Origin of the sequence: Marivirga salinae, from assembly GCF_030503855.1 — a bacterium.
Classification (GTDB): Bacteria; Bacteroidota; Bacteroidia; order Cytophagales; family Cyclobacteriaceae; genus Marivirga; species Marivirga salinarum.
Map to the genome: position 1 here is coordinate 159840 of NZ_CP129971.1, position 14308 is coordinate 174147.

At 32.6% G+C, this 14308-nt stretch carries 11 protein-coding genes; 8 read left to right on the plus strand and 3 right to left on the minus strand.

The window, feature by feature from the left end; translation table 11 throughout:
• Positions 1–76 precede the first annotated feature (76 nt).
• From QYS49_RS00710 to QYS49_RS00745, 8 genes are all read left to right on the plus strand, one after another.
• A complete protein-coding gene (locus QYS49_RS00710; RefSeq protein ID WP_308349704.1) occupies positions 77–2071 on the plus strand; it encodes a SpoIIE family protein phosphatase in 1995 nt (664 codons plus the stop codon).
• A 44-nt stretch (positions 2072–2115) separates the two neighbouring features.
• On the plus strand, positions 2116–2469 hold the full coding sequence (locus tag QYS49_RS00715) for an STAS domain-containing protein (RefSeq protein WP_308349705.1): 354 nt from the start codon (positions 2116–2118) through the stop codon (positions 2467–2469).
• The gene (locus tag QYS49_RS00720; RefSeq protein WP_308349706.1) at positions 2453–2869 is read left to right on the plus strand and encodes an ATP-binding protein; all 417 of its coding nucleotides are present in this window, start codon (positions 2453–2455) and stop codon (positions 2867–2869) included. The genes QYS49_RS00715 and QYS49_RS00720 overlap by 17 nt, the downstream gene beginning before the upstream one ends.
• 92 nt (positions 2870–2961) lie before the next feature.
• The gene (locus QYS49_RS00725; protein ID WP_308349707.1) at positions 2962–5109 is read left to right on the plus strand and encodes a peptidylprolyl isomerase; all 2148 of its coding nucleotides are present in this window, start codon (positions 2962–2964) and stop codon (positions 5107–5109) included.
• The gene (locus QYS49_RS00730; protein WP_308349708.1) at positions 5099–5992 is read left to right on the plus strand and encodes a peptidylprolyl isomerase; all 894 of its coding nucleotides are present in this window, start codon (positions 5099–5101) and stop codon (positions 5990–5992) included. Before QYS49_RS00725 ends, QYS49_RS00730 begins: the two co-directional genes overlap by 11 nt.
• Positions 5973–7322 (plus strand): peptidylprolyl isomerase, encoded by a 1350-nt coding sequence (locus QYS49_RS00735; protein WP_308349709.1) that lies wholly within the window; start codon positions 5973–5975, stop codon positions 7320–7322. The genes QYS49_RS00730 and QYS49_RS00735 overlap by 20 nt, the downstream gene beginning before the upstream one ends.
• 5 nt (positions 7323–7327) lie before the next feature.
• Positions 7328–8311, plus strand: a complete 984-nt coding sequence (locus QYS49_RS00740; protein ID WP_308349710.1) for an AAA family ATPase — start codon at positions 7328–7330, stop codon at positions 8309–8311.
• A gap of 116 nt (positions 8312–8427) precedes the next feature.
• Complete coding sequence (locus tag QYS49_RS00745; RefSeq protein WP_308349711.1) at positions 8428–8916, plus strand: hypothetical protein; 489 nt, start codon at positions 8428–8430, stop codon at positions 8914–8916.
• A gap of 61 nt (positions 8917–8977) precedes the next feature.
• Here the strand turns inward: QYS49_RS00745 and QYS49_RS00750 are convergent, their stop codons facing one another.
• From QYS49_RS00750 to dnaK, 3 genes are all read right to left on the minus strand, one after another.
• A complete protein-coding gene (locus QYS49_RS00750) occupies positions 8978–9850 on the minus strand; it encodes a DUF4382 domain-containing protein (RefSeq protein WP_308349712.1) in 873 nt (290 codons plus the stop codon).
• A 140-nt stretch (positions 9851–9990) separates the two neighbouring features.
• Positions 9991–11847 carry a hypothetical protein gene (locus QYS49_RS00755; protein ID WP_308349713.1) on the minus strand — a complete coding sequence of 619 codons (1857 nt, stop codon included), beginning with the start codon at positions 11845–11847 and terminating at the stop codon, positions 9991–9993.
• A gap of 211 nt (positions 11848–12058) precedes the next feature.
• Positions 12059–13996, minus strand: coding sequence for a molecular chaperone DnaK (gene dnaK, locus QYS49_RS00760; RefSeq protein ID WP_308349714.1), 1938 nt, complete (start codon positions 13994–13996; stop codon positions 12059–12061).
• Positions 13997–14308: the final 312 nt, after the last annotated feature.

Consider the following 14308-nt stretch of genomic DNA (forward strand, 5'->3'; position numbering starts at 1 on the left):
TAAAAATTTGATTTCAGAAAAAGGACTTTTACGCCTAACAATTTTATTCGCAATTCTCTGCTGGCTTTCGCTAGTATTGGCAGATCTTTTTTTGCTATTTGCTGAAATTAATGAAGTGAATGCAGGAATCACTAAAGAAATCCCACAACTTTTACTTTCACTCTACATTATATTTGCTTATCTCTTTTTCAAAATTAGAATACAAAAGGCAGAAAGCATCAATTTTATTGATTTACTGTGGCATGTTTTTTCCACAGGGCTGATAGTTTCATTAATACAGCTTGCAGTTAGCTTATTTTTCTATCTATTAAGCGATACTAAATTGATGCAAAACCCCTTGATGGTGAATTTCTTCTACCATATTAATTTGGGTGCAGTTATTATATTTTTGGTTTCGACTTTCATTGTATGGAAAAGACTAATCCTATACCAAAAAAACAAACGCTTACTAGTTATATGGCAAATATTTGAATATTCTATATTGGCATCATTGTTATATAGCTTCTTCCAAATTGAATCTCAACAATGGTTATTTAATGGATTATTGGGTTTATTTATCTTATATGGCATAGTACTTTCCTTTAATTTAAAATGGATTGCTTACTTAAACTTTAAGCAAAAATGGAGAAGTATTCTACTTTTAGCTTTAGTTATTTTATATCTCTATTACTTCATCAATAATCTTTTTGGATTCTCCACAGAATTCAATCTGGTAATGGACTTATTAGATAATGTTTTTATTCTTTCTATAGCAGGTTTTATATTTTTATATGCACTGATATCCATACTAGTAATACTTTTCAACCTACCCACCTCCTCTGTTTTTGAGCAAAAAATTAGCGAGGTAGTAAATTTTCAGAGACTCAGCCAATCCATTCAAAAAGGAGACAATCAAAACCAAGTCTATGAAGTCCTTTTGGAAAGTAGTAATAATGCAGTCTTTTCTACTAGTGCCTGGTTGGAGGTTTATGAAGATGACGAGCCCAATGAAATTTTAAAGTCTAACATTTCAGATTTAAAAATCACTCAGGTTCGAAAAAGTATACAAGACAGTGGAATTTACGCATATTTAAACAAGTATAAAGCCAATAACTTCAAAAAGGAATTAAATCTTAATAGGTTAGCTACCAATTTAAATGACCCAGACTACGGTTCTGTTTTGGTGATGCCCTTGATTATTCAAGATCGACAAATTGGTTTATTGGTAGTCTTGAAGGATGTTTCTGATGGTTTCAATAAAGAGATGATCAATATCATAAGCTCCTTTGTGAATCAAGCTTGTATTTCCATAGAAAATTTCGAGTTATTAACGGAAGCATTAAAAAATGAACGATATACAGAGGAATTAAAAATTGCTTCTCGTGTTCAGAAAAGCCTTCTACCTCAGTCATTAATTTCGGATAAAGAATTTGAAATGCATGCTTTCTATGAATCAGCAGATGAAGTGGGAGGTGATTATTACGATTTCTTTAAAACTGCAGAGCATAAAACAGCTGTGATTATTGGTGATGTTTCAGGAAAAGGAACTTCTGCTTCCTTTAACATGTCTCAAATGAAGGGTGTATTTCATAGTTTGGTACAATTTGATTTAGACCCCAAAACATTTTTCAATAGAGCAAACCATGCCCTTAGTCATTGTTTAGAAAAAACATCATTCATTACTGCTGCTTATTATATTATTAACTCTCAAGAAAAGAGCCTAAGTTTTTCTAGAGCAGGACATTGCCCTGGGCTTCTTTACAGCAATAAGGATAAAAAAGCTGAGTATTTTCATAATAAAGGAATGGGCTTAGGGATTGTAAGAAATGCCAGTTATGAAAAATTTATTGATATCAGTAAAATATATTACAATAGCGGAGATATTCTTTTCTTATACACTGACGGGATAATTGAAGCAACTAATGCTGATGGTGAAGAGTTCGGTTATGACAGATTAAGAGACTATTTGGAGCAAAATAGTGACAAAAGCCCCAAAGAAATTCAAGACGGACTCATTAAACATTTATATGAATTTATAGGCTCTGAGAACTTAGAAGATGATTATACTGCTTTAATTATAAGATTTTTATAACATGGTATTCAACTTACTGAAAATAAGCACGTAATAAACTTAGTATGATTAACATAATAACACAAATAGAGGGAGAAGACCATATCTTAATGGTGGAAGGCGATGTTGATGCCAGTTCAAGTATTCATTTGGATGAAGCCTTAACTGAATTGGCAAATGACGATTTAGTGAAATTCATTCTAGTGGATGGAACGCAATTGAATTATATCTCTTCAGCAGGCTTGGGTGTTTTTATGTCCTATATTGATGATTTTAAAAGTAAGAATATCAAAATGGTAATATATGGTTTAAGCGAAAAGGTAATGAATGTATTTCAAATTTTAGGCTTAGATCAATTGATGACTATAGTAAGCGATAAGCAGGAAGCGAAGGAGAAGTCACATGAAGTTCAATCTTAAAGTATATTGCGAAAAAACACGCCTTAAAGATATTCGGGAGTTTATCACCGAAAAGCTGAAAGCGTACGTACATGATGATTTGGAGATAAACCAGATGGTTTTGGCAGTGGATGAAATCTGTGCCAATCTCATTATCCATTCCAATTATTGCAATGCTAAGGAAGCTATCAATCTTGAGGTTTTTGTAGAAAAAGATGGGGTTACCTTCAAAATTTCTGATGAAGGCGAAAAATTTAACCTTAATAATTATAAAGAACCTTCCATTCAGGAAGTGGTGCAAACCAAGAAAAAGGGCGGAATAGGATTAATGCTTGTCAGGCGAATTATGGACAAGGTTGAGTTTGTTAATAAAGAACAAAAAAACACTTGCATTTTGCATAAAAGGTTCAAACCCAATTAAAATCAATAAATTAATCCCTTCTCTACTTGCCTTATATTTTCCTGTGTGAATCCATTTGTATAAATTGCCATCCAAAAATTTAGTTTAGCCAAATGCGAAACATCAAAGGTTTAATAATTCCTCTTCTATTAATTTTCATTAGTTCTTGCAAGACTACTCAAAAACCGTCTAAATCTGAGGATATAACACCTCTTTTCACAATAGATTCCCTTTCAGTTTATCCTGATGAATTTATGTATGCTTATGAGAAAAGCAATAAAAATAAAGGAGAAACGGAGCCTATAGAAGACTATTTAGACCTATACATTGACTTTAAGCTAAAAGTTATAGAAGCCAAAGCTGAAGCTATAGATACTACGGAAGCTTACATTAACGAGCTAAACGGTTATCTAGAAGAGATAAAAAAGCCTTACCTCACTACTGAAAAGGTAAATAAAGAATTAGTGAATGAAACCTACGAGCGTTTACAGCAAGAAGTAAATGCTAGCCATATTCTTATCCGGGTGGATCAAGACGCAGCAGCAGAAGACACTTTAAGAGCTTACCAAAAAATCAGTGAAGTTAAAAGTAAATTTGAAGCGGGTGAAAGTTTTGAGGCATTAGCTAGAGAATATTCAGAAGACCCTTCTGCTAAAAGCAATAATGGGTTATTAGGTTGGTTTACTGCTTTTCAGATGGTATACCCATTTGAATCTGCAGCTTATCAAACAGAAGTAAGTGAAATTTCCCCAATTATTCGTACCCAATTTGGGTATCATATCATAAAGGTAAATGACAAAAGAGAAACCTTGGGACGGATTAAAATTGCTCATATTATGAAACGATTCCCTCCGCAAGCTTCAGCAGAAGATTCTGCAAAAACACAGGAAGCCATAAGAGACGTATATGAACAATTGAAATCTGGAGAGAATTGGTTCATACTAGCCACAAAAGAATCAGAAGATTTAAGTACTAAAGATAATGGAGGAAGCCTTCCATGGTTTGGAGCTGGTCGCTTACCGTCTTCACTTGAAACCGCAGCTTTTAGATTGGAAGAAAAAGGAGAAATATCGAAACCAGTGCAAAGTCCTTATGGATGGCATATTCTTAAGTTAGAAGATAAAAGAGGTGTCGGAAGCTTAGAAAGTATGAGAGAAAGTTTAAGCAGACGAGTTCAAAGAGACCAACGTTCCGATTTAAAGGAAGTGGAAGTAATTAGAAAATTAAAAGAAGAAAATAATTTCACCAAAAACTCTGAGGCTTATAATTTACTAAACTCAAAAGAAAACATAAGTAAAGATGATCTAAAAAAGAAAGAGCTAGAAATGACGCTTTTCACCATTTCCAAAAAAGAATTCTCTATTAATGATTTTCTAAATGAATACGATTCATCTAATAAACTAAATTTGGAATTAGAGAAATTTGAAAAATCAGAGCTATTCCAATATGAAGAAAACAACTTAGAAACAAAATATCCTGAATACAGATTTTTAAGGCAAGAATACAAAGATGGCCTACTTTTATTCGAAATTATGAATCAAAAAGTCTGGAGTAAAATTTCCGAAGACACTACTGCTCTAAAAAAATATTATGAAAAAAATAGAAGCGACTACAAAAGCAATGAAAAAATAAAAATAGCACGGATTACATTTTCAGATACTTCATCAATAAAGCCATTTAAAAAACCAATAAAAGGTCAATACTTTCCGTTAACTCAGCAGCTAGCGTATGATGATAGCAAAAAATTAAAAGAACAAATAAAAATTGATGATAGTATTGACCATAAAGTTTTTGTTGGATTGAGTTTACCAAAAAACATAAGTGAAAGCGACTCCATTAAGTTATTTAAAGACTTAAATCAAACATTTAGCAATATGGAAGTCGTGAAACTTATCTATTCCGATGAAAATAAAATATATTTGCAGTTGCTTTCAGAAGCAAACGAGCTTTTAGCCATAAATAATGAAAGAATTGAATCTGCTTCAACTGAAATTATAGACGTTTTGGAAGGGTCGAAATGGGATAATAAAAATGAAGGAGATTATTTTAAAAATGTAACTAAGAGCGGTATGATAGAATTAAATTATATCTTGGAAAGTTATCCGCCAGAGCAAAAAGCTTTTAATGAGGCCAAAGCAGAATTGATGGAGAATTATCAAAAACATCTTGAAAATGAATGGCTTACTGAGCTAAAGAAAAAGTACAATATCAATGTAAATGAGTCAGTATTGAATAAATTAAAATCAGAAATTGAGGAATAAATATCTAACAATATCACTATTATTATTTTCTATTTGCTTTTGGGGTTGTGATTATATCAACCTGAAAAATTTAAGTAATGAGGAAGAAGAAAGCGAAGAAGTAGAGGTGCCAGTAGCTCAAGTTGGTAGTTCAATATTATATCAAAATGATCTAGCAGGGATAGTTACAAGAGAAATAAATCCAAAGGATAGTGCAAATCTGGTTAATAGATACATTAATTCATGGATCAAAAAGCAATTGTTAATATCCGAAGCAGCTGAGAAAATTAATTTTGACCAAGCTTCAATTGAAAGAAAAGTATTGGATTATCGTTATGCATTGATGGTGCATGAATATAAAAAATATTATGTCGATAATAATTTAGATACTGTCGTTTCAAATCAAGAAATACAAGATTACTATCTGGAGAATAAAGATAATTTCGAATTAAAACAAAATATTATTAGAGGCTATTTTATTACGGTAACTAAAGATGCTCCAAAAATCAACCAATTAAAGAGCTTAATTAATTCTGATGATCCGAATGATTTTAAAGAATTGAAATCATATTGCTTTAGATTTGCTGAAACTTATTTTCTGGAAGATTCAGTTTGGATAAATTTTGATGAGGCAATAAGAAACACTCCATTTGTAAGTGTGACCAATAAGGTAGATTTCTTGAAGTCCAACAAATTTGTAGAAGATTCAAATGAGGAAAACCTTTACTTTTTAAGAATAAAGGAATATAAAATATCAGATCAAATTTCACCATTGGAATTTGTAAAGAATGATATCAAACAAATAATATTAAATAAAAGAAAGGTGGCTATTGCCAACCAATTAGAAGAGGAAGTTTTTGAAAAAGCGAAGAGTCAAAACAAATATGAAATTTACAAACCATAATATTCTATCATTTTTTATTGCACTTTCAATACTACTTTTGCCATTGTGTGCAAATGCTCAATCGGAGGTGAAAACAGTTGATAAAATTATTGCCAAGGTTGATAATTATATCATCCTCGAATCTGATCTAGCAATAGCTTATAAAGATTATTTATCAAGAGGATCTAACACAGGGCCAAATGGTCGTTGTGAGGTACTAGAAAACCTAGTTGTCAATAAATTATTACTAGCTAAAGCCGAAATAGATTCTGTAACAGTACCTGAAGCACAAGTGGATGCTCAATTAGAAAACAGAATGCAAATGATGGTACAACAAATCGGCTCTGAAGAAAAAATTGAGGAGTATTACGGTAAATCTTTGGATGAATTTAAAGTGGAGATAAGAGATGATGTAAGAGAGCAAATGATTATGGGAGAAATGCAAAGAACCATTACAAAAGGCTTAGAAGTTACTCCTAATCAAGTTCAAAAATTCTTTGACAACATACCTAAAGATAGTTTACCTTTCTATTCAACTCAAGTTCAAGTAGGTCAAATAGTGAAAAAACCTACTATGAGTAAAGAAGCAAAAGACAATATTAAAGCCCGTTTAAACGGCTTAAGAGAAAGAATAATGGAAGGGGAGAATTTTGAAGATATAGCTCGACTTTATTCTCAAGAGCCAGGTGCGAAACAAACAGGCGGAAATATCGGCTATTTTGAAAGGGGACAACTTGCTCCTGAATATGAAGCCACAGCCTTAAGGTTAAAGCCTGGGGAAATTTCAAAACCGGTTGAAACAGATTTCGGTTTTCACATAATTGAATTAATTAATCGAAGAGGAAATGAGTTTAACACCAGACATATTTTAATATTGCCGAAATTCACTCAAAAGGATGTGAACAAATCCATTCAATTTTTAGATAGTATAAGGAGCTTAATTATAAACGATAGTATTTCATTTGAAAAGGCTGCTGCAGAATATTCAGACGACATGAATACTTCATCAAGCGGTGGATATTTTATTGAAAGTGAAGCAGGAGGAACTAAAATTTCTGTAGATGAACTAGATCCGAATATTTTCTTTACAATCGATACTATGGAGGTTGGAAGTATAACAAAACCGCTAGTTTTCAGGCAACAAGACCGCTCTGAGGCAGTTAGAATCATATATTATAAAGATAAAGTAAGACCGCACAGAGCTGATATCAGAAAAGATTATCAAAAAATTAAGCAAGCGGCATTAAATAAGAAAAAAAGCGAAAAATTAGCGAAATGGTTTCAAGAGTCTAAATCGGAAGTGTTCATTGTCCTTGATGATCAATATAAAGACTGCCAAATTCTTAACTGAAAAATATGGAGAAATTTGAAAATGAAGTGGAAGCTGCAAATGCTTTACATGAAAAATTCGAAAGCTTAAAAAAAGAAATAGGAAAAGTTATAGTAGGTCAGGAAGAAGTAATCCGATTAGTGATTAGTTCTTTTTTCTGTCATTCTCACAGCCTTTTAGTTGGAGTTCCTGGTTTGGCAAAAACTTTATTGATTAATACAGTGGCTTCTGCCATGAATTTAAAATTTAATCGGATTCAGTTTACCCCCGATTTAATGCCTTCAGACATTATTGGTGCTGAAACTTTGGATAAAGACCGTAATTTTAAGTTTATTAAAGGCCCGATTTTTAATAATATCATCCTTGCAGATGAGATCAACAGAACTCCTCCTAAAACTCAAGCTGCTTTGTTAGAGGCCATGCAAGAAAAAAATGTGACCGTTGCTGGTGAAACTTATGTATTACCCGATCCATTTTTTGTGTTAGCTACCCAAAACCCAATTGAACAAGAAGGTACTTACCCATTGCCAGAAGCACAGCTAGACCGATTTATGTTCAATATCACATTGGACTATCCTTCTTATGAAGATGAACTAGACATTGTAAAGACTTCAGGACAAGAGCTTGAAGGTGTGAAAGCTGTTATGAGCTCTGAGGAAATACTTTATTTCCAGAAATTAGTTAATAAAGTTCCGGTTACTGATAATGTAATAGAATTTGCCGTTAAATTAGTACATAGTACAAGACCCAATACTGAAAAAGCATTCAATATTACGAATGAATATTTAGAGTGGGGAGCAGGACCTAGAGCTTCTCAGTTTTTAATAAAAGGAGCAAAATGCAATGCCTTATTAAGCGGAAAATATTCTCCAGATATTGAGGACGTAAAAGCAGTAGCTATACCAGTGCTTCGACATCGATTAGTTAAAAACTTTAAAGCTGATGCCGAAGGTATGAGCATTGAAAAAATTATTGAAGAGCTGATTTGGAAAGTAGAAGGAAAGGCGTAAAACGTATCCTTTAAAAGTGTCCCTAAAACTGATTCCCATATTAATTCGTAATTAAAAATAACTCTATAGGTAATTGACTATTTTAACAATTATTAATAAAAGGAGTTATTAGAATTATGAAGCTATTTTTTACAATTTTAGGAACCCTACTGATCTTCCAAGCTTGCGAAACAGCTCCGCCAGCTCAAGGCCCTAATGCACAAAATGCTAATAATCAAACCGATGATGATCAAGGAATAATCGTCATTAAAATCTCCACCAACTTAAATACCGAATTAACTGACTGGGTTTTCAGTCCTAGTAAAAGTATAAAAATACCTGACCTCCCTATTGATTCTATTATTTTCCAAGCCCCTGTAAGAAGTGTGAAAGAAGTACCTGGTGCAGAAGCGGTTCTATTTAATGTAAGTACCAACAGCTTTATTAGTAGTTCAATTTTAAAATCCAATGTTCGATATACTATCAAAAATTATCGTTCTGGAAATCTTAAAGGATATTTTAATTCTAGAGATTATGTATTAAGAGTAGGTTTGCGAAGCCAAGAAGAGGGTAATGCTGTGTCTATTCCTTATGAATGTAAATTGATAATTTATCATCAATTGTAAAAATATAAAAAGGCTCCCTATATCAGGAAGCCTTTTACTATTTAATTCTATTCTAGGGTGATTAAAGACCCAGCTCAATATTCAAATCTAACTTTTCACCAGCTCCCAATTCCACATCCGACTCTTCACCTACCACTTCTTGGAAGTTACCTTCTCCGTCAAAAGAAGCTATTACTAAATCATATGTACCAGAAGGTAAAAAGGCTAAATTATAATTGTCGTCCGCATCTACATTTGAGCTAGTAACTGCATTAGCAAATACAACACCATCTGCATTAGGCTCTGATTCGTTTTCTTGATATGCTCCATCATCATATGCATACACAACTAAACTTCCAGTAAACTCCCCACTAATGTTTCCTTCAATAGCGCCTACATTCGCATCTTCAATTAAACGTAGTGTTGGCTTTAAAATAAATTTACCCGAATTTCCAGCCTTCACAACTGACTTTCTCACATCAAAATCAATGACAATGGATGTTACACCTCCATCAGGAATGGTAAAATCTCCTACCACTTTATATCCAGTTTGCGCTCCGCTAGGAATTGTAATTTCCTCAATTGACTCATCTTCGAATTTAATGTAATGAGGAGGATTATCGCTACCAGAAGTAATAGAGCTTGAAAGACCTAATCTGATTTGATCATATAATCCACTCACCATTTCTCTTTCGTCTAAAAAGAAAGTTTCTCCACCTTGAAACTCCAATAAGTTAATAGCTTGAGGGTTTTCATATTCTTTAACAGTAGTCCAGCCTTCGGGGCCAAAAACTTCCACTTTAGATATACTAATGACTACTTCGGTCACATTTTCTGCTTCCAAAGGACCATCAGTCAAATAGAAAGACGCCCTGCCATTTCCACTTTCAATTCTATCGCAACCATAAAAAAGTACTAAAGCTGCTAATCCAAAAATTTTCCACAAATGTTTCATAATAATAATTTCCCGTTTTTATAAAAATACAACCGAAAGTTCAGGAAATTATTTTGTTTATCGATTGAAATAATATGTTTATCGACACATATGTAAGTTTTATGGAAGTATTAATGTTTAGTATGATTAAAAACAATAGCTTACTTTGCTAAAGCTTTTACAATCCTATCTTCTTGAATGACTACATCTTTCATTAATAAATTAAAAGGAAATTCTTTATGCTTTTTAGAATCTTTAAATGCATCCAAAATATTATAAAGACTTTTAGCCTTTTTTAAGGATAAATTCAATTCATATTCAAGATTACATTCTGAAACAAAATCATCACTAAACTCAGGAGCAATTAGCAAAGATTTAATAATATTGTAATCGTTTTTTTCAGCTAGCTTTACATAAGATTTTAATTGTCTGGAAACAGTGCTAAATTTATTGAATCCCTTGTCTTTCGAAGTTTTACATTCAACTAATATTAACTGTTTATTACCCAAATTCAATAAAATATCAATTTTATCTTTGCTCGTGTTTAATTCCTTCCGTAGCTTCTCATCAACATTAAATTTTAGTTCTTCAAATATTTTTTTAGTTAAGTCTTCAAATTGAATTCCAATATCAGCTTCCTTAATGTTCAATCCATTTTCCTTGATTTTATTTACATCTCTGTAAGCAAAATGCTCGTAATTTTCTAAAGATAGATTTTCTGCATCTTTGTATGATTCTAGAATATTAAGAATCGTATTTCCTCTAGTTTTGATTTCTAATTTAACACAGAATTTATTTAGATCTGTGGTATCAATTACTTCAAGAACATCGCGTGGTTTAATATTAAAATCGAGTAAATATTCGCTATTAAGAACATTATTATCTTGTAATTCAAATTCGTTTTTTAATAGCTCATTTGATTTTGGAAGTGTAGAATTTAAATCATTTAAAAGTTGTTCGTAACCTTCTAATGAAATCCCAACTCTTTCATCTCGATCAATTTCATCAAAATATTGGATTATATTCTCAACTTTCTCTTCAATTGTACTTCCTTTTAAGCTTTTGTTCGTGTTTAATCCATTTTCAAAAAGATCATTTAAGAATAATTTTTTGTCTGACAGCTTTGTACCATCTTTATAAATATCAGTTGTTAATAAAGCAATAAAAGGAATTCCTTCTTTGATAATTTTTTTAATTTTTTGATCTAAGCTTATGTTTTGCCACTCTATATTGTGTTTTCTACATGCTAAATTAATTTGAGGATCTTTTAGTGATTTCAATACTCTTCTAAAGTATTTATCTGCTACATCCTTTTTTCTTACCTTTCTTAGGTTTCTGATTATCTCATCTGCTACATAAACAGTATTGCTTTTTTTAGAGAAGAAAATCACTCCGATATTCTTAAGTTCATTGATTATATTATCAATATTTTGTTTCTCTATTGGTAAAACCATGTAGTTTATTAATCTCACTTCTTCTTGAGATAATTCTAACTTATTGGCAAGAGTTAGTAAAATTGATAATTCATCTTGAGTAACTTTTTTATCTAGATTATTCCCACTGTCATTATTATATGCAGTTTCTAAACAAGCTTTATAAATATGGTAATCTCTTTCTCTGAAATCATCTAGAGAATTATTTTCTTTATCAATTGTACTTTTTAACTCCTTTATTTTTGCTTTAAGTGATTTGATTTCGTTTTCATACAGTCTTGCAAGCCAATCACTTTTCATTATACAATTACCATCTCTGATTATTATATCTATTAAAACATCTAATTGGGAAGTTGTGTCTTTGAATTCGAATTCAATATATTTTTCAAATTCTACCTCTATTAATTTAAAAACCTTGGCAATATTAATATTGTCGATATTCTTCAGTTCTCGGTCACTCTCACTTAATATCTTATCAATATCTTTTCTATTGGTGGGATTCTCAGAGATGATCGAATCAATAATTTTGAGAAAAGAATTTTTCTCAAATGAGTTTAATTGGTCTAATACTTTTTCTAATTTCATGATTGTACGGTTTTGTCAATCATTCAATTTATTCAAAATAATATTCTAAAATTAGTATCAACATTTTTAATTAGACTTACGGTACAGATTTTTAGATGAAACGTTACTTTTATTCTTTAAGATTCTTCATATTGTCATTTCACTACAAGACACAAAAAAAGCCTCTCAGATTTCTCCGAGAGGCTTTCAAAAATTTATGATTTATTGATTCTTATTTAGAATCCTTTTTATCATCATCATTTACTTCTTCGTATTCCACATCATCTACACCATCACCGCTTTCGCCTTCAGGTTGTTGATCTGCTTGTCCGCCTGGCTGACCTTCAGCTCCACCAGCTTCTTGTTGCGCTTGGTAGATTTCCTGTGAAGCAGCTTGCCATGCATTATTCAAACCTTCCATTGAGCTATCAATTGCTTCAACATCTTGGCTGCTATGCGCTTCTTTCAATTTAGCTAGAGCATCGTTGATGGCAGTTTTATTGCCTTCAGATAACTTTTCGCCAAACTCTTTCATTTGCTTCTCAGTTTGGAAAATTAAAGAGTCAGCCTGATTGATTTTATCAATCTTCTCTTTCTCTTTTTTATCGGCTTCAGCATTTGCTTCTGCCTCTTTTCTCATTTTCTCGATTTCTTCATCTGACAATCCAGAAGAAGCCTCGATTCTGATTTTTTGCTCTTTTCCAGTTCCTTTATCTTTGGCAGATACATTCAAGATACCATTAGCATCAATATCGAATGTAACCTCTACTTGAGGAACTCCTCTTGGTGCTGGTGGAATTCCATCCAAGTGGAATCTACCGATTGAACGGTTATCCTTTGCCATTGACCTCTCACCTTGCAATACGTGAATTTCCACTGAAGGCTGATTGTCTGAAGCAGTACTGAATGTTTCTGACTTCTTAGAAGGAATCGTAGTGTTCGATTCTATCAATTTAGTCATGACTCCACCCATGGTTTCAATACCTAATGATAATGGAGTTACATCCAATAATAGAACGTCTTTCACCTCACCAGTTAATACACCACCTTGAATTGCAGCACCAATTGCTACTACCTCATCAGGGTTTACACCTTTAGAAGGTTTCTTGCCAAAGAATTTCTCTACTTCTTCTTGAATTCTTGGGATACGGGTTGAACCACCTACCAAGATAACTTCATCAATTTCAGAAGGAGATAATCCAGCATCTTCTAAAGCTTTCTTAACTGGAGCCATTGATCTTTTCACTAAGTCGTCAGATAATTGCTCGAATTTTGAACGACTTAATTTTCTAACCAAGTGTTTCGGCACGCCATCTACTGGCATAATATAAGGTAAGTTCACTTCTGTTTCAGTAGAACTCGACAACTCAATCTTAGCTTTCTCAGCAGCTTCTTTCAATCTCTGCAACGCCATTGGATCTTGTTTCAAGTCAATACCTTGCTCTTCTTTGAATTCGTTTGCTAACCAGTTGATGATTACCTGATCGAAGTCATCACCACCTAAGTGAACATCACCATTGGTAGATTTTACTTCAAATACGCCATCACCTAACTCAAGAATAGAGATATCGAAAGTACCACCACCTAAATCGTAAACGGCAATATTTTGATCTTTATCTCTTTTGTCTAATCCGTAAGCCAAAGCTGCTGCAGTAGGCTCGTTAATGATTCTTTTAACTTCCAATCCTGCAATTTGTCCAGCTTCTTTCGTTGCCTGACGCTCTGCATCGTTGAAATAAGCAGGAACTGTAATAACAGCTTCTGTAACTTCCGTCCCTAAGTAATCTTCTGCTGTAGACTTCATTTTTTGAAGTATCATCGCAGATAATTCTTGAGGAGTATAATTTCTATCTCCTACTTTAACTCTAACTGTGTCGTTAGCACCAGATTCTACTTTGTAAGAAGCAATTTTTTTCTCTTCTGAAATTTCAGAGAATTTCTTACCCATAAATCTTTTTACTGATGCAATTGTATTGGCAGGGTTGGTAATAGCTTGACGTTTTGCAGGATCACCTACTTTTCGTTCGCCTTTCCCTTCATCCAAAAACGCTACAATAGAAGGAGTAGTTCTTCTACCCTCACTGTTGGGGATTACAACGGGTTCATTACCCTCCATTACCGCCACACAGGAGTTGGTAGTACCTAAGTCAATTCCAATAATTTTTCCCATGATCTATCTTATTTTTCTAATTTTAAATTCATTTTTCACATCAAGTAACAATGGATGTGCCAATAAGAATTCCGTTCATTTTCTCTGACATTATGACATTCGTGAAAGAAATTCATGGGAAATCGTCAGCTTTTGAATCCTTTTGATTTTGAAAAACCTTTATTTTGTCATTGATTTAAAAAATCCATAGTCGTGATTAATGATATATAAAGGCACCTCATTATTTTTGAAAATCTTAATTAGTTACTTAAGTAACCTACACTGAATTTTTACCGTCAAAGTAATTATATTGGAACCACAAGATAGAAACTC

What these genes read in the sequence shown, in the direction of transcription:
- QYS49_RS00755 (WP_308349713.1), bottom strand. Translation starts at nt 11,847, where the DNA reads ATGAAATTAGAAAAAGTATTAGACCAATTAAACTCATTTGAGAAAAAT.
- QYS49_RS00720 (WP_308349706.1), top strand. Translation starts at nt 2,453, where the DNA reads ATGAAGTTCAATCTTAAAGTATATTGCGAAAAAACACGCCTTAAAGAT.
- QYS49_RS00725 (WP_308349707.1), top strand. Translation starts at nt 2,962, where the DNA reads ATGCGAAACATCAAAGGTTTAATAATTCCTCTTCTATTAATTTTCATT.
- dnaK (WP_308349714.1), bottom strand. Translation starts at nt 13,996, where the DNA reads ATGGGAAAAATTATTGGAATTGACTTAGGTACTACCAACTCCTGTGTG.
- QYS49_RS00745 (WP_308349711.1), top strand. Translation starts at nt 8,428, where the DNA reads ATGAAGCTATTTTTTACAATTTTAGGAACCCTACTGATCTTCCAAGCT.
- QYS49_RS00750 (WP_308349712.1), bottom strand. Translation starts at nt 9,850, where the DNA reads ATGAAACATTTGTGGAAAATTTTTGGATTAGCAGCTTTAGTACTTTTT.
- QYS49_RS00735 (WP_308349709.1), top strand. Translation starts at nt 5,973, where the DNA reads ATGAAATTTACAAACCATAATATTCTATCATTTTTTATTGCACTTTCA.
- QYS49_RS00715 (WP_308349705.1), top strand. Translation starts at nt 2,116, where the DNA reads ATGATTAACATAATAACACAAATAGAGGGAGAAGACCATATCTTAATG.
- QYS49_RS00740 (WP_308349710.1), top strand. Translation starts at nt 7,328, where the DNA reads ATGGAGAAATTTGAAAATGAAGTGGAAGCTGCAAATGCTTTACATGAA.